Here is a 14,174-nt window from a genome sequence, read left to right on the forward strand (position 1 = left end):
GCAGTGAGAGGCGGAATGGATCAGGCGCAAATTGAAATTCAGGTGCTTGGCAGCCTGACGCAAATCGATGCGTCGGACTGGGACGCCTGCGCCTGCCCCGAAGCGGCTGAGGGCAGACGCCCCGATGATCCCTTTACCACCCACCGGTTTCTGAGCGCGCTGGAGGTGAGTGGCTCTGTCGGGCCGGGCACCGGCTGGCAGCCACAATACCTGGTCTGTTACCTCGACGGGCAGATCATTGCCTGTGCGCCGCTCTATGCGAAGGGCAACAGTCAGGGCGAATATATCTTCGACCACAACTGGGCGCATGCCTATGAGCGGGCAGGCGGCCGTTACTATCCAAAGCTGCAGATTGCTGTGCCCTTCACTCCGGCGACGGGGCGGCGCTTTCTTGTGCGACCGGGCTACGAGGAAATCGGCGTGTCGGCCCTGGTGCAGGGAGCGGTGCAATTGGCGACGGATAATCAGTTGTCCTCGATGCACGTGACCTTTTGCACGAAACGGGAGGCAGAGATCGGCCGCGCGCTTGGCCTGATGCCGCGCAGCACCCAGCAGTTTCACTGGCTGAATGACAGCTATGAGAGATTTGACGATTTTCTTGCGGCGCTTTCCTCGCGCAAGCGTAAGAACATCCGCAAGGAACGACGCCAGGCGCAGGGTTTTGGCGGGACCATCGAAACCTATACGGGCGCGGATTTGCGGCCGGAGCATTGGGATGCCTTCTGGCGGTTCTATCAGGACACGGGCAGCCGCAAATGGGGCACGCCCTATCTGACCCGTGAGTTCTTCGACATCGTACATCACACGATGGCGGATGATATGGCTCTGGTGTTGGCTGAACGCGACGGTGCTCCGGTGGCGGGGGCGCTGAACTTCATCGGACATTCTGCGCTTTATGGCCGATACTGGGGGTGCACCGAGCATCACCCCTGCCTGCATTTTGAGCTGTGTTACTATCAGGCGATCGACCTCGCCATCGAGATGGGCCTCGCGCGTGTCGAGGCAGGCGCGCAGGGCGAACACAAGCTGGCCCGGGGCTATCTGCCGACCGAGACTTCAAGTCTGCACTGGGTGGCAGACCCAGGATTTCGCACTGCGATCGAACAGTATCTGGACGCGGAAGGCGCCGCCGTGGACGAGGAAATCGAAATCCTCACCAGCTATGGCCCTTTCAAGAAAACCCAAGTGGAGGAACAAGAATGACAGAAAAGCTCTCCGAAGAGACCCGTGGACCACTTCTGAAGCCGTTGTTTGATACCGGATGGGAGATGGAGGACGGACGGGACGCGATCCGCAAGACGTTCAAGTTCTCCAACTTTGTCGAAGCCTTTGCCTTCATGACCAAGGCGGCGATCTGGGCCGAGAAATGGGACCATCACCCGGAATGGAGCAACGTCTACAATACTGTGACCGTGGTGTTGACCACTCATGACGTGGACGGGTTGAGCACCTTGGACGCCAAACTTGCCCGCAAGATGGATGGTTTGGTCTGAGCGGTGTAAGTCGAGACAATAAAGCTGAGGCGGGCCATTGGCAGGGCCCGCCTCAGCTCATTTGTTGCAGCAGCCCCCGGTTGCGGCCGACACGGGCCGCGGCGCTTTGGGACAGCTCGCCATATGGCAACGCATGTTGAGCACAACGGCGGTCAATAGAGCGGCAACGTCTCCGTCGCACGCCACATCTTCTGTAGCCGCTTGTGGTCAAGACCGACGCCGGCCTCTTTGGCCTTGATCAGCTCATTCGCGATATGATGCTCTGGCGAAGCGGCATCCATGTCTTTCATCAGATCTTCAAGCCGATCCCGCACAGCGCTTGCATCGCGTGCGGCAACCATGGAATCCAGTAGTTTTTTCAACTGCTTGAGAAACGCTTTGGTTTTCTTGGATGAGAACATCACCTGTGTGAACTCTGCGGTTGCCCGCAGTTTGCGCAGGCTCTTGCGGAAACTGTCGCGGGCCTGACTGTCCAGGCGTTTCAGCGTCTCACCATGTTTCAGGGCCTGGTTCAGGCGCAGTTCCAGCGTTTCATGGCAGAGAGCTTCCAGCTTCTCCTGACTTCCCGCAGCCGGGCGCCAGAACTCGGGATCGCTCATATCACGGCCTCGCGCCATCATTTCGACGACCCGCTCCCCTTCAAGGAGCTCACGCAGGGCAGCACGCTCGCTGTTAATCCGTTCCAGCGCCCGCACCTCCAGCGACTGCAGCGCTGTATTGTCGGGCAATGCCACCCGTGCAGGGGTCAGCGTATCCTGCCACAGCAGGTACAGATCGCGCAGGCGGGTGACCTCCGCGCTGAGCCATCGCGCGTCGTCCAACAGCGCCTTGTTGTGATCGGGGGGCAGCAGCGGTCGGAACAGGGTCAACCCGCTGCGCAACCGCCTGAGCGCAACGCGCAAGGCCTGCGCGCTGTCAAAGGCATCGTCTCGCGCCACAAAGGCGCGAGCGGTGTCGATTTCTTCCATGACCTCCGCCATGATGCTGGCGGGGTGGTTCGCAGGGCTATGCGGATCAGTCATTCGTCTGTGTTCAAGGCCTTGGCTGTATGGGCAGAAGTGCACTGTGACAGATTACAGCGCATCCAGCAGCCCTTCGCCAGCAGACACTTCACAGGTGCCCGGACTTTCTTCGAGGTGCAGGATTTTTACCTCACCATCTTTTGCAACCATGGCATAGCGTTTGGACCGACCGATCAGGCCCGCGGGTGGTGCGTCAAACCGCATGCCGATGGCGTCGGTAAATGTGCATTCCGCGTCTGCCAGCATGGTGATGCCTGCGTCCGCAGCGCCGGTGGCCTCGCCCCATGCTTTCATCACGAACGGGTCATTGCCTGCGATACAGATGATTTCGTCGACGCCCTTGGCCGCGAGCTGATCCTTGGTGCGGATGAAGCTCGGCACATGCGCAGAGTGGCAGGTGGGGGTGAACGCGCCAGGTACGGCAAAAATCGCCACCGTGCGCCCGGATGTCAGATCCTGGAGTGCGACCGGTTCAGGGCCTTCCTCTCCGATCCGGGTCAGTGTGGCGGCGGGCAGCTTGTCTCCAACGGATATCATCGGGCGGTCCTCTCTGTGGTTTTCGAACGGGCTCACGACGGGTTTGGGCAATTGCGTCACGACAGCCCCTGCATGTAGTGTCCCGCGCAGACGGTATAAGAACTGCATCAGGAGACAAGAGGGCACATGACTCATATCGCGGTGATTGGCGCGGGCCAGGCAGGGGCGTCCCTGGTGGCAAAGCTGCGCAAGAGCGGGTTTGACGGTGATATTACCCTGATCGGGGCCGAGGAGGCATTGCCCTATCAGCGCCCGCCGCTGTCCAAGGCCTATCTCTTGGGAGAGATGGAGGTGGAGCGCTTGTTCCTGCGCCCCGAGAGCTTTTATGCGGAGAACAACATCACACTCCGCCTTGGCGCCAAGGTAGACGTGATCGACCCGGCGGCAAAGACCATTCGCATCGGCGAGGAGATCGTCGCCTATGACCAGTTGGCTCTGACCACCGGCTCGCATCCGCGCCGCCTGCCGGTCTCCATTGGGGGGGATCTGGGAGGCGTGCATGTCGTGCGCGACCTCACTGATGTTGATGCCATGGCCCCGGCGGTGACCGACGGCGCTCGCGCGTTGATTGTCGGTGGAGGATATATCGGACTGGAGGCGGCAGCAGTCTGCGCCAAACGCGGGGTGTCGGTCACTTTGGTTGAGATGGCAGACCGCATCTTGCAACGAGTCGCAGCCCCCGAGACCTCGGATTACTTTCGCACGCTTCACACCGGCCACGGCGTCGACATCCGCGAAGGTGTCGGCCTCAACCACCTTGAAGGCGAGGACGGCACGGTGACGCGCGCGGTGCTGAGCGATGGCAGTACGTTGGATGTGGATTTCGTGGTGGTTGGCGTCGGCATCGCTCCGGCCTACGAACTGGCAGAAACGGCAGATCTTGAGATCGAGAACGGCATTCGCACTGACGCACATGGCCGTACGTCTGATGCGTCAATCTGGGCTGCTGGCGATTGCGCCTCTTTTCCCTATAAGGATCACCGCATCCGGTTGGAAAGCGTGCCCAATGCCATCGATCAGGCGGAAGTGGTGGCCGAAAACATGCTGGGTGCGGAAAAAACCTACGTCGCCACGCCTTGGTTCTGGTCTGACCAGTATGATGTGAAGTTGCAGATCGCCGGGTTGAATTCTGGCTACGACAATGTGGTCACCCGTCAGGGCGAGGGCGCTACGACCTCCTTCTGGTACTACACCGGCGACCAGCTGGTGGCGGTCGACGCGATGAATGACCCCCGTGCCTATATGGTGGCGAAACGTCTGATCGAAGCGGGCAAAACCGCAGACAAGACCGTGGTGGCCAACCCGGATGCGGATCTGAAGCCGCTGTTGAAAGCGTGAGGATTATCGCTGGCGATTTCCGCGGTCGCGCTCTTGCGGCCTTGGGCAAAGGCGATGCAGCTGCCCATCTGCGCCCGACCACTGATCGGGTGCGCGAAAGCCTGTTCAACGTGCTGTCTCATCGGGTCGAGTTCGAGGAGGCGCGTGTGCTGGACGTTTTTGCTGGCACCGGCGCGCTGGGGCTCGAAGCTCTGTCGCGCGGCGCGGCTGCAGTGGCGTTTGTGGATGATGGGCGCGTGGCGCAAGGGTTGATCCAGAAGAACATCGACATCTGCCGCGCCAAACCGCACTGCCACATGCACCGCCGGTCAGCGCTCAAGCTTGGCGACAATCCTGACCCGGCATTTGATTTGATCTTCGTCGATCCCCCATATGGCAAGTCACTTGGGCAAAAGGCGTTGACCGCGCTCAGTCTGGGCGGTTGGATTGCTCCGGGCGCGCTTGTGGTCTGGGAAGAAAACGCGCCGATGGATGCGCCCGAAGGCTTCACGCTGGAGGATGTGCGCAAATATGGCGACACGCATATCACGTTGCTTTGGGCGCAGCATGAGGCGCGCTCTTAGATAAATCTCAGATGCGCCTGCGGTGACAATCGACCCGGCGCCGCAGTCTGCATGGAGGATCCGCATGCCCACGACCTATCCCAGACCTGCGCTGGTGATCTTTGATTGTGACGGAGTTTTGGTGGACAGCGAGCGGGTGTTCAACGCGGTGCTCGCGCGCAACCTGACGGGCCATGGTCTGACCCTCGACACAGATCAGAGCATGACCACATTTGCGGGTCTTGCCATGCCAGAGGTTGCAGCCAGTGCAACCCAGATGGGGGCCACCTTACCGCAGGATTGGATCGACGAAGTCTATGGTGAGGCCTATCAGACCTTGCGCGACGGCGTGCCGCTGATCCCCGGCGTCATGGAGGTCATCGCCCGTCTCGATCACGAAGGTATCCCCTGCTGTGTCGTTTCCAACGGGAGCGAGGAGAAGATGCGGATTACACTCACGCCGCATGGTCTCTGGGATCGGTTCCACCCCAACGCCATGTTTTCGGCCCATACGCTGAAGGTTGCTAAACCTGATCCGGGCATTTTCCTTGCGGCGGCCGCCCATTTCGATGTGCAGGCGCGGGATTGCGTTGTGATCGAGGACAGCGCCACGGGTGCGCGTGGGGCAGCCAGGGCGGGTATGCAGTGCTTCGGCTATGCCGCGCATGACAACGGTGCCGCACTTGTCGCCGAGGCGGCAGAAGTCTTCCACGACATGACGGATCTGACGCGCCGTCTCGGCCTGAGCTGACGCGCGGGGGCATCTGAGGGAGGTGGCTGAGCCGACTGTCGGACAGACGGCAGACAGGGGCAGGAGGGGCCTCGCCCTCCGCCTTGATCAGTCGTTCTTATAGGTCGGGTGGAACAGCCCGGCAGGCGACAGGGTGAAGATATCCACCCCATCCGCCGTCACACCGACAGAATGCTCGAACTGCGCCGACAGCGATTTGTCGCGGGTCACGGCGGTCCAGTCATCTGCCAGCACCTTGGTTTCGGCGCGGCCCAGGTTCAGCATCGGTTCGATGGTGAAGAACATACCTTCTTCCAGCACCGGCCCGGTGCCCGGACGACCATAGTGCAGCACGTTGGGCGGTGCGTGGAACACCTGCCCCAGCCCATGGCCGCAGAAATCGCGCACCACGCTCACCCGCTGGCTCTCGGCATAGGACTGGATCGCATGGCCGATGTCGCCAAAGGTATTGCCGGGCTTCACCACCTCGATGCCCTTCATCAGCGCATCATGGGTGATCTGGATCAGCCGTTCGGCTTTGCGGGGCAGCTTGCCCGCCACATACATGCGACTGGTGTCGCCGAACCAGCCATCGACGATCACGGTTACGTCGATGTTGAGGATATCGCCATCCTTCAGCTTCTTGTCGCCGGGGATGCCGTGGCAGACCACATGGTTGATCGAGATGCAGCTGGCGTGCTGATAGCCCTTGTAGCCGATGGTGGCCGAGGTCGCGCCCGCGTCCTCCACCATCTGGGTGATGATGCGGTCAATCTCGCCCGTGGTCTGGCCGGGGAAGACATGCTGGGCGATCTCATCAAGAATCTTCGCCGCAAGCGCACCGGCTGCGTGCATGCCCGCAAAATCGGACTGATCGTAGATGCGGATACCGTCTTTGTTGGTGCGGCCGTTCTTGGATCTCATCGGGGCATGCTCCGTCGCGTGTCGTTTGCCAGCTATTTAGGGGTTTCCACCGCAAAGGGCCAGAGGCGGCAGGGGTCTTTGTCGGAACCTTCGCCAGGGTCGCGCGTTTTAGGGCGAGAAATACATAAAGAAACGCCAAAAGGGACGCGCAATGGAAAGTTTAAACACACTTATGCAGACCGAGATCTACGACGGCAAGGCGCTGACGGATCTGGTCACGCTGGAATTTCTGGCCCAGCTCCTCGGCAATGTGCTGGCGGCTGCGTTTATCCTCATTGTCGGCTTCATTGTTGCGAGTTGGGCAAAGCGGCGTGTTGTTGCCCTCAGTGACAGCCATATGCGTCTCGACAATACTCTGTTCCACTTCCTCGGCAATGTGGTTCGTTACATCATTCTGGGCTTTGCTCTCCTGTTCGTGCTGAACACATTCGGCGTTCAGACCACCTCCATCATCGCTGCCATCGGTGCGGCGGGCCTGGCCATCGGTCTTGCCATGCAGGGCGCGCTGTCGAATGTGGCGGCGGGCGTCATGATCATCCTGTTCCGCCCCTTCAAGCTGGGTGATTTCATCGACGTGAACGGCGAGATGGGTACGGTGAAGGAGATCAGCCTGAACAATACCGTCATCGCCAGCCTGTCCAACGTGAAGGTGATCATTCCCAATGCCGAGGTCTGGGGCAATACGATCTCCAACTATTCCGTCTACGATACACGTCGCGCCGAGTGGAGCTTTGGCGTGGGCTACGGCGCAAATCTTGCGCTGGCCGAACGCACAATCCGCGACACCATCATGGCTGATGACCGCTCGCTCAGTGATCCGGAGCCGTTTATCCAGGTCAATAATCTGAACGACAGCTCTGTCGATTTTCTCGTTCGGGTCTGGGTCAATTCGGCGGATTATTTTCAATATCAGGCGGATATGAAGCGCAAGGTGAAGGAAGCCTTGGACGGCGCAGGTGTGGATATTCCTTTCCCGACACGTACTCTCGTGCAGCCCGACAACCCGCAAGACGAAGAGCGCGACGCGGCATAATGTTATTCGGTCATCCCGCGAAGGGGTGGCCGACTTCCACACCATCGGGGGTGATCTGGGTTCCGATGACCAGCCGTTCGACGCCCCGTGCCTGCGCTGCATCGAATTCAGCTGCGTAGGTCGGGTCAATGTCGGAGGCCAGCTGGAAACCTGTGCAATCCGTACGTTGCACCAGATAGAGCATCACCGCCCGATGACCGGCGTCTGCCATGTTGGCAAGCTCTCGCAGATGTTTTGCTCCGCGTGCGGTGACACTGTCGGGGAACTCGGCCAGCCCGGGTTGGCGCGAGAGCGTCACGCTTTTGACCTCGACATAGGCATCGGGCAGGCCGTCGCCACTCAGTAGGAAATCGATGCGGCTGTTCTCGCCATATTTCACTTCGGCCCGCAGGGTGGAATAGGCGGCGAATTCCGCAATCTTGCCGGCTTCCAACGCGGCCTTGAGGGCACGGTTCGGCACCGACGTATCGACACCGGTGAAATGCCCGTCCGCATGTTCCACCAGCCGCCAGCCGTATTTCAGCTTTTTCTTCGGGTCGTCATTGGGTTCCAGCCAGATCCGCATGCCGGGTTCTGCCAGCCCCATCATCGAGCCGGGGTTGGCGCAATGGGCGGTCACTTCGCGCCCATCCTCCAGTCGGCAATCAGCCAGGAAGCGTTTGTAGCGTTTGATCAGCGTGGCGGGGATCAGGGGTGTTGGAAACTGCATGCCACCGGTCATGCGCCAGAAAGCGCCGCCTGTCAAAGCCGGGACCGTGCCGGGCGCGCGAACGTGGTTGCACCGGCTGTCGGGGAAGCTATCCTCTGGCGGAGCCTCGAAAAACACATCCGCACGAAATTCAGGAGACGCGCCATGCCCAATCCCACCGCTGCAATGCTTGTGATCGGGGATGAAATTCTGTCGGGGCGCACGCGCGACTCCAACATGTATTTTCTCGCCGGAGAATTGAACAAGCTCGGCGTCGACCTGAAGGAAGTGCGCGTGGTGAGCGATGAGGCCGATGCCATCGTGGCCGCGGTTACGGATCTGTCGAACGGCTATGACCATGTGTTCACATCCGGTGGTATCGGCCCCACCCATGATGACATCACAGCCGATTGTATCGCCCGTGCCTTCGGGGCTGCGATCGACGTGCGAGCAGATGCCCGTGCCATTCTCGAGGAGCATTATGCCAAGACCGGTGCGGAGCTGAACGAGGCGCGTCTGCGCATGGCCCGTATCCCTGATGGTGCGACGCTGATCGACAATCCGGTGTCCCGCGCGCCCGGCTTCACACTGAACAACGTGCATGTGATGGCAGGGGTGCCTGCGGTATTTCAGGCCATGGTGGCCACGGTCCTGGCGACACTGGCAGGGGGGCAGCCGCTTCTGAGCCAAACCCTCCGCGTGGACCGGGGCGAGGGCGAGATCGCGGCGATCCTGTCCGCGCTGGCCGAGAAATACAGCGACCTGTCGATCGGCTGTTATCCGTTCCAGATAAACGGGGCTTTTGGCGCCAATGTGGTGGTGCGCGGCACGGAGGGGGCGCGTTTGGATGCGGCGATGACTGAACTGGCACGGGATCTTGGCCTGTGAGCACCACTGCGGTGACCGATCCGAAGTATTATGACGTGGTGGAGGCGACATGGCCGTGTCTGCGCAAGGAAGAGCTGGGCGCCATCACCCTGCGCGTGGGGGCAGGCGGTGGCAGCCGCGTTTCGGCCGCAACTGCCGAGGCCGAGGTCAGCGACGACCAGATCGCCGAGGCAGAGGCCGCCATGCAGGCGCTCGACCAGCCGCGCCTGTTCATGATCCGCGACGGGCAGGTCGATCTTGACGCTCAGCTGGATCGTCTCGGTTATGTGGTGATGGATCCGGTGGTGCTTTGGACCTGTGCGCCTTCTTTGCTGACGGATGTGCCGATTCCGCGTGTCACCACGTTTGATGTTTGGGAGCCTTTGGCGATCCAGCGCGAAATCTGGGAGACCGGCGGCATCGGCCCCGCGCGGCTGGCGGTGATGCATCGGGCCGCGGGGGCAAAGACGGCCTTGCTGGGACGCTGGGACGACAAACCTGCGGGGGTGGCCTATGTCGGGCTGCACGGTGACATTGCCATGCTGCATGCGCTTGAGATCCTGCCGCATCAGCGCCGCAAGGGCATGGGCGTCTGGATGATGCGTCAGGCCGCCGTCTGGGCAGAACAGCACGGAGCGGCGGAACTTTCTGTTCTCTGCACGCGCGCCAATGTCGCTGCCAACGCGTTATACAGTGGCCTCGGCATGACGGAGGCCGGAGGCTATCACTATCGGATCAAACATTGACCAGCAGTCGCCGGAGGAGGGCGCCCGCATGACACAGATAAAAGAACCCACCGCGCTCGACCTGCCAATGACGGACCCGCTGCCACCTGAAACGCAGAAGTATTTTGACATCTGTCAGGATAAGCTGGGCATGGTGCCCAATGTGCTGAAGGCGCATGCGTTTGACGTTGAAAAGCTCAATGCCTTTACCGCCATGTACAACGACCTGATGCTGGGCGACAGCAAGCTGACGAAGCTGGAGCGGGAAATGATTGCCGTCGTCGTCTCCTCCATCAACAAGTGCTTCTACTGTCTCGTCGCGCATGGGGCCGCGGTGCGACAATTGTCAGGCGATCCGCAGCTGGGCGAGATGCTGGTGATGAACTACCGCGTGGCGCCGCTGGATGCACGGCAGCGCGCGATGCTGGATTTCGCCGCAAAGATGACGCGCGCCAGTGCCGAGATCGAAGAGGCTGATCGCGAGGATTTGCGCGTCAACGGTTTCGATGATCGTGACATCTGGGATATCGCCAATGTGACGGGTTTTTTCAACATGACCAACCGTGTCGCCAGTGCCACCGCAATGGTGCCCAACGCTGAATACCACGGGCAGTTCCGTTGAGCCTGCGGCGGCTTCTCCCTGTTGCGCTGGCGCTTGGACTTGGTGGGCATGCGGCACTTGCTGCGCCGATCCAGATTCCGCTGCCTGACGGCGAGGAGCTGCTGCGCGAGCAGGAAACGCCACTTGATACGCTGCTTATTCCCACCGGCCCGGTTGCCGGGGATGACGTGCCGGCCCGCGCGCTGGAAGGGCGCGTTTACCGGCGCAGCTGGCGGGTCAGTGGCAATTGGAGCACGCTGCAGGTTCTTGCGCCGATCCGGAGCGCGCTGCACGAACAGGGATTTGAGACCATCTACAGCTGCACGGCGCGCGCCTGCGGCGGGTTCGGATTTCGGTTTGGAATCGAGGTGATCCCGGCACCGGACATGGCGGTGAACCTCTCGGATTATGAATTCCTGTCAGCCCAGCACCCGGAGACAGGCGCGGCGGTGTCGTTACTGGCCTCCCGCACCGCCGGATCGGTCTATGTGCAGCTGTTGGAGCGGTATGACCCGGCACATCGCGTGCGTCCCCCCTCGCTTCCTGAGGCGTTGTCGTCGCCAGATGCCGAGAGTTCTGACGATGTGACAGATGGCAATACCGCCCTTTCGGCATCAGCAGAGCAGGCCCTGCTGATAGACGCCGTGAAGAAGGGCGGCAGCCTGTCTACCGGTGCGATCAAGGACCTGCTGGTGTTGCAGGGACATGTGCCGCTTCTGGATCTGGAGTTCGACACCGGCTCGACCCAGATGGGGGAAGGGCCGTTTGATACGCTGGAACAGCTGGCCACATTCATGCGCAGCAACCAGAGCGCCGTGATCCTGCTGGTGGGTCATACCGATACGGTTGGTGCGTTGGATGGAAACATCGCGATCTCACGCCAACGGGCCGCCAGTGTGCGCGCGCGGCTGGTCTCCAAGTATGAGATTTCTGGGGATCGCATTCAAGTCGCCGGGGCTGGCTTTATGGCCCCGCTGGCACCCAATACCACCGAGGCTGGGCGCGAAATCAATCGCCGGGTAGAGGCGGTCCTGGTTCAGCCCTGAACGCCCTCGGCCTCACGCCAACAGGATCCAGACCGCGACACCAAACAGCATCAGGGCGAACCCTTTGTTCAGCAGTCGCGCTTGTCCGGGGCTTGAGAAGGCGGTGCCAAGCCGATCGCCGACCAGCGTCCAGACTGTAAATGCCAGCAAGTTATTGAGTGTGAAGACGGTGGTGATCAGGATGACCAGCCCAGCGTTCTCCCGATCCAAAGGCGGCAGGAACTGGGTGAACATCAGGGCGATGACGACATAGGCCTTTGGATTGAGAAGCAGCAGCATCACCCCATCACTGAACCGGGCCGAGGACGCCGTTGTGGTCACACCGGTGTGGCTGGCCTTCAGGAACCGCCAGGCGATCCACAGTATATAGAGGCCACCCAACAGTTTCAGAGTGCCAAACACCGCTGGCGCCTGCGCGATGATCGTCAGGCTGCCAAAGCCGATCATCAGTGTGATGCCCCATGTTGCAAGGTGATATCCGGCCGAAGCCGCCAAGGTGCCACTCGCCCCAAACCGTGCCCCCGCTGCGGCAAAATACAGGTTTCCGGGACCGGGGCTATAGGCCAGCGGGAACAAGAACATCAGCAAGGCAAGTATCATGATGGCTCTCCTCGGGGGGCAGGATGTGAGCCTTAGAGATGCCCGGCAATTCACTTCTATCGCGACCCGAAACCTGCGCATTGGAGGCTCCCGACAGACGAAAAAGCCCCTCGCGGAAGGCGCAAGGGGCAGAACGTCGGGCAGGGCCGTGAATGGCTTTGCAGTCGGGGGCAGAGGCGGGGCGCGCCCTACCAGGTTTCCATGCCTTTCTGAGCAAAGGCATGGACGAGGAAGTCGATAAAGGCGCGCACCTTCGGTTGGGTGAAACGGCCCGGCGGGTAGACGGCATAGACGCCAAGGGTTTCGACCGGCAGCGCGGGCATGACATCTTCGATCAGCCCTTCGGCCTTGGCCTCGGCATAAAGATAGCTCGGCAGATAGGCGATCCCGAGACCCGAGATCGCCGCGTTCAGCAGCGATTGCCCGTCGTTGACCGACAGCCAGCCGGTGGAGCGCACCTGGCGCTTCTCGCCGGACGGGGCGGTCAGTTTCCAGACGTTGCCGCTGGACTGGTTGGAGTAATGCAGGAGCTTGTGCTCGTTGAGGTCGTCGATCTTCTGCGGGCGGCCGTATTTCTCAAGGTATCCGGGCGAGGCCACCATCCGCTTGGTGGTCTCGGTTAGCTTGCGGGCCCGCAGGGAGCTGTCTTCCAGCTCGCCAATGCGCAGCGCCATGTCGAACCCTTCGGAGATCAGCTCCACAAAACGGTTGTTCAGCACCATGTTGACGGTGATGTCGGGATAATCACCGAGAAACTCTGACAGCACCGGCGACAGGTGGTTGACGCCGAAATCGGTGGCGACCGAGATCCGCAACAGTCCCGAGGGCGCGGTCTGCATGGAGGTCACCAGGGCATCCGCCTCGCCGGCATCGTTCAGCACCCGACGGGCGCGGTCGTAATAGGCCAGACCGATTTCGGTGGGCGACACGCGGCGCGTGGTCCGGTTCAGGAGACGGGCGCCGAGGCGGGCCTCGAGGCTGGACACATGTTTGGAAACCGCCGACTTGGAGATGCCCATCCTCTTGGCGGCGTCGGTGAAGCCACCTTGATCCACCACATTGGCAAAGGCTTCCATCTCGGTCAGTCGGTCCATTTCACAATCCTCGTCGCACATTCTGTCTTGCGTCCTTCCTGCGGGGGAATTCGGGCAAGAACGGGGCGGGCTTGGGATAATTGCAGGGTTTTCGCCGGATCGTTCAGGCTGGGGAAACAAGCGATGTGCAACAGTTCGCTCCACACCGAAGCCTTGTGCGATGCGGGCGGGGTATCAGGAGAGGTCATTGAAAACACGAGGACTCCTGCCATGCTGACCTGCATCATCCGCTACCAGATCGACCCCACGAAACAGGCGCAGTTCCGCCAGTATGCGCAGACCTGGGGGCAGGCCATTCCCCGCAATGGTGCAGACCTGATCGGCTATTTCGCCCCGCATGAGGGCTCCTCGACACTGGCCTATGGCATCTATTCGATACCGTCTCTGGCCGACTATGAAGCCTATCGCGCGCGTTTGGCAGCCGATCCGCTGGGACGGCAGAACTATGAATTTGCACAGGCGGAAAAGTTCATTTTGCGTGAAGACCGCAGCTGGCTCACACTGGCCTCGGCACCCCATGGCACCACAGGAGAGGCACAGTGATCGCAGTCATATTCGAAGTCATCCCGGCGGAGGGCAAACAGGACGCCTATCTGGAACACGCCGCCGCGCTCAGGCCGCTGTTCGAGGGTATGGAAGGGTTCATTTCGGTGGAGCGGTTCCAGAGCCTGACCACACCGGGCAAGCTGCTGTCGCTGTCGTTCTGGGAAGATGAGGACGCATTGGCGCGCTGGCGGCAGCTGGAGAAGCATCGCGCCGCACAGAGCAACGGGCGCGAGGGCTATTTTGCCGACTACCGCCTGCGGGTTGCCGGCGTGATGCGTGACTATGGCATGACGGAGCGCGCGCAGGCTCCGGCAGACAGTCGCGCCCTGCATGACAGCTGAAACGTGGTCGGCAGCCCTCCCGCCAGTCGGGGTTGCATTCAAATGCC

At 61.1% G+C, this 14,174-nt stretch carries 18 protein-coding genes; 12 read left to right on the forward strand and 6 right to left on the reverse strand.

The window, feature by feature from the left end:
* Positions 1–15 precede the first annotated feature (15 nt).
* The gene (locus R0J92_RS07155; protein ID WP_411051195.1) at positions 16–1,203 is read left to right on the forward strand and encodes a GNAT family N-acetyltransferase; all 1,188 of its coding nucleotides are present in this window, start codon (positions 16–18) and stop codon (positions 1,201–1,203) included.
* Positions 1,200–1,493, forward strand: a complete 294-nt coding sequence (locus tag R0J92_RS07160; protein WP_106161397.1) for a 4a-hydroxytetrahydrobiopterin dehydratase — start codon at positions 1,200–1,202, stop codon at positions 1,491–1,493. The genes R0J92_RS07155 and R0J92_RS07160 overlap by 4 nt, the downstream gene beginning before the upstream one ends.
* 152 nt (positions 1,494–1,645) lie before the next feature.
* On the opposite strand, the gene R0J92_RS07165 is transcribed toward R0J92_RS07160, so the two are convergent.
* Both R0J92_RS07165 and R0J92_RS07170 read right to left on the reverse strand, forming a co-directional pair.
* The gene (locus R0J92_RS07165) at positions 1,646–2,515 is read right to left on the reverse strand and encodes a CHAD domain-containing protein (protein ID WP_317384508.1); all 870 of its coding nucleotides are present in this window, start codon (positions 2,513–2,515) and stop codon (positions 1,646–1,648) included.
* 51 nt (positions 2,516–2,566) lie between these two features.
* A complete protein-coding gene (locus R0J92_RS07170) occupies positions 2,567–3,052 on the reverse strand; it encodes a peroxiredoxin (protein WP_411051196.1) in 486 nt (161 codons plus the stop codon).
* 126 nt (positions 3,053–3,178) lie between these two features.
* Between R0J92_RS07170 and R0J92_RS07175 the strand changes: the two genes are divergently transcribed.
* From R0J92_RS07175 to R0J92_RS07185, 3 genes are all read left to right on the forward strand, one after another.
* The gene (locus R0J92_RS07175; RefSeq protein ID WP_411051197.1) at positions 3,179–4,390 is read left to right on the forward strand and encodes an NAD(P)/FAD-dependent oxidoreductase; all 1,212 of its coding nucleotides are present in this window, start codon (positions 3,179–3,181) and stop codon (positions 4,388–4,390) included.
* Entirely contained in the window at positions 4,387–4,953 is a 567-nt protein-coding gene (gene rsmD / locus R0J92_RS07180; protein WP_411051198.1) for a 16S rRNA (guanine(966)-N(2))-methyltransferase RsmD, read from the forward strand. Before R0J92_RS07175 ends, rsmD begins: the two co-directional genes overlap by 4 nt.
* Before the next feature lie 64 nt (positions 4,954–5,017).
* Positions 5,018–5,683, forward strand: a complete 666-nt coding sequence (locus R0J92_RS07185; RefSeq protein ID WP_411051199.1) for an HAD family hydrolase — start codon at positions 5,018–5,020, stop codon at positions 5,681–5,683.
* 87 nt (positions 5,684–5,770) lie between these two features.
* Here the strand turns inward: R0J92_RS07185 and map are convergent, their stop codons facing one another.
* The gene (gene map, locus R0J92_RS07190) at positions 5,771–6,586 is read right to left on the reverse strand and encodes a type I methionyl aminopeptidase (protein WP_411051200.1); all 816 of its coding nucleotides are present in this window, start codon (positions 6,584–6,586) and stop codon (positions 5,771–5,773) included.
* Positions 6,587–6,737: 151 nt separating this feature from the next.
* On the opposite strand from map, the gene R0J92_RS07195 reads away from it, so the two are divergent.
* Positions 6,738–7,619, forward strand: a complete 882-nt coding sequence (locus R0J92_RS07195; protein ID WP_106161409.1) for a mechanosensitive ion channel family protein — start codon at positions 6,738–6,740, stop codon at positions 7,617–7,619.
* A gap of 10 nt (positions 7,620–7,629) precedes the next feature.
* Here R0J92_RS07195 and sfsA read toward each other — a convergent pair whose 3' ends face one another.
* Positions 7,630–8,328, reverse strand: coding sequence for a DNA/RNA nuclease SfsA (sfsA, locus tag R0J92_RS07200; protein ID WP_411051201.1), 699 nt, complete (start codon positions 8,326–8,328; stop codon positions 7,630–7,632).
* Between the two features lie 144 nt (positions 8,329–8,472).
* Between sfsA and R0J92_RS07205 the strand changes: the two genes are divergently transcribed.
* The 4 genes from R0J92_RS07205 to R0J92_RS07220 are packed head-to-tail and all read left to right on the forward strand — an operon-like array spanning position 8,473 to position 11,546.
* Positions 8,473–9,195, forward strand: a complete 723-nt coding sequence (locus tag R0J92_RS07205; protein ID WP_411051202.1) for a competence/damage-inducible protein A — start codon at positions 8,473–8,475, stop codon at positions 9,193–9,195.
* The gene (locus R0J92_RS07210; protein ID WP_411051203.1) at positions 9,192–9,920 is read left to right on the forward strand and encodes a GNAT family N-acetyltransferase; all 729 of its coding nucleotides are present in this window, start codon (positions 9,192–9,194) and stop codon (positions 9,918–9,920) included. The genes R0J92_RS07205 and R0J92_RS07210 overlap by 4 nt, the downstream gene beginning before the upstream one ends.
* A 28-nt stretch (positions 9,921–9,948) precedes the next feature.
* Positions 9,949–10,521, forward strand: coding sequence for a peroxidase-related enzyme (locus tag R0J92_RS07215; protein WP_411051204.1), 573 nt, complete (start codon positions 9,949–9,951; stop codon positions 10,519–10,521).
* Positions 10,518–11,546 (forward strand): OmpA family protein, encoded by a 1,029-nt coding sequence (locus R0J92_RS07220; protein WP_411051205.1) that lies wholly within the window; start codon positions 10,518–10,520, stop codon positions 11,544–11,546. The genes R0J92_RS07215 and R0J92_RS07220 overlap by 4 nt, the downstream gene beginning before the upstream one ends.
* 12 nt (positions 11,547–11,558) lie before the next feature.
* Here R0J92_RS07220 and R0J92_RS07225 read toward each other — a convergent pair whose 3' ends face one another.
* Both R0J92_RS07225 and R0J92_RS07230 read right to left on the reverse strand, forming a co-directional pair.
* Complete coding sequence (locus tag R0J92_RS07225; RefSeq protein WP_411051206.1) at positions 11,559–12,146, reverse strand: LysE family translocator; 588 nt, start codon at positions 12,144–12,146, stop codon at positions 11,559–11,561.
* A 188-nt stretch (positions 12,147–12,334) separates the two neighbouring features.
* Positions 12,335–13,240 (reverse strand): LysR family transcriptional regulator, encoded by a 906-nt coding sequence (locus tag R0J92_RS07230; protein ID WP_317384497.1) that lies wholly within the window; start codon positions 13,238–13,240, stop codon positions 12,335–12,337.
* 210 nt (positions 13,241–13,450) lie between these two features.
* Here R0J92_RS07230 and R0J92_RS07235 point away from each other — a divergent pair, with 210 nt between their 5' ends.
* Positions 13,451–13,783, forward strand: a complete 333-nt coding sequence (locus tag R0J92_RS07235; protein WP_411051207.1) for an NIPSNAP family protein — start codon at positions 13,451–13,453, stop codon at positions 13,781–13,783.
* Positions 13,780–14,127: an antibiotic biosynthesis monooxygenase family protein gene (locus R0J92_RS07240; protein WP_411051209.1), complete on the forward strand. Its 348-nt coding sequence runs from the start codon at positions 13,780–13,782 to the stop codon at positions 14,125–14,127. Before R0J92_RS07235 ends, R0J92_RS07240 begins: the two co-directional genes overlap by 4 nt.
* Positions 14,128–14,174: the final 47 nt, after the last annotated feature.

Source organism: Tritonibacter sp. SIMBA_163 (genome assembly GCF_046535935.1).
Lineage (GTDB): Bacteria > Pseudomonadota > Alphaproteobacteria > Rhodobacterales > Rhodobacteraceae > Epibacterium > Epibacterium scottomollicae.

Excerpts from the sequence above, each read along its gene's own strand:
- R0J92_RS07155 (WP_411051195.1), top strand. The coding sequence starts at position 16 with ATGGATCAGGCGCAAATTGAAATTCAGGTGCTTGGCAGCCTGACGCAA.
- R0J92_RS07160 (WP_106161397.1), top strand. The coding sequence starts at position 1,200 with ATGACAGAAAAGCTCTCCGAAGAGACCCGTGGACCACTTCTGAAGCCG.
- R0J92_RS07165 (WP_317384508.1), bottom strand. The coding sequence starts at position 2,515 with ATGACTGATCCGCATAGCCCTGCGAACCACCCCGCCAGCATCATGGCG.
- R0J92_RS07170 (WP_411051196.1), bottom strand. The coding sequence starts at position 3,052 with ATGATATCCGTTGGAGACAAGCTGCCCGCCGCCACACTGACCCGGATC.
- R0J92_RS07175 (WP_411051197.1), top strand. The coding sequence starts at position 3,179 with ATGACTCATATCGCGGTGATTGGCGCGGGCCAGGCAGGGGCGTCCCTG.
- R0J92_RS07185 (WP_411051199.1), top strand. The coding sequence starts at position 5,018 with ATGCCCACGACCTATCCCAGACCTGCGCTGGTGATCTTTGATTGTGAC.
- map (WP_411051200.1), bottom strand. The coding sequence starts at position 6,586 with ATGAGATCCAAGAACGGCCGCACCAACAAAGACGGTATCCGCATCTAC.
- R0J92_RS07195 (WP_106161409.1), top strand. The coding sequence starts at position 6,738 with ATGGAAAGTTTAAACACACTTATGCAGACCGAGATCTACGACGGCAAG.
- sfsA (WP_411051201.1), bottom strand. The coding sequence starts at position 8,328 with ATGCAGTTTCCAACACCCCTGATCCCCGCCACGCTGATCAAACGCTAC.
- R0J92_RS07205 (WP_411051202.1), top strand. The coding sequence starts at position 8,473 with ATGCCCAATCCCACCGCTGCAATGCTTGTGATCGGGGATGAAATTCTG.
- R0J92_RS07215 (WP_411051204.1), top strand. The coding sequence starts at position 9,949 with ATGACACAGATAAAAGAACCCACCGCGCTCGACCTGCCAATGACGGAC.
- R0J92_RS07225 (WP_411051206.1), bottom strand. The coding sequence starts at position 12,146 with ATGATACTTGCCTTGCTGATGTTCTTGTTCCCGCTGGCCTATAGCCCC.
- R0J92_RS07230 (WP_317384497.1), bottom strand. The coding sequence starts at position 13,240 with ATGGACCGACTGACCGAGATGGAAGCCTTTGCCAATGTGGTGGATCAA.
- R0J92_RS07235 (WP_411051207.1), top strand. The coding sequence starts at position 13,451 with ATGCTGACCTGCATCATCCGCTACCAGATCGACCCCACGAAACAGGCG.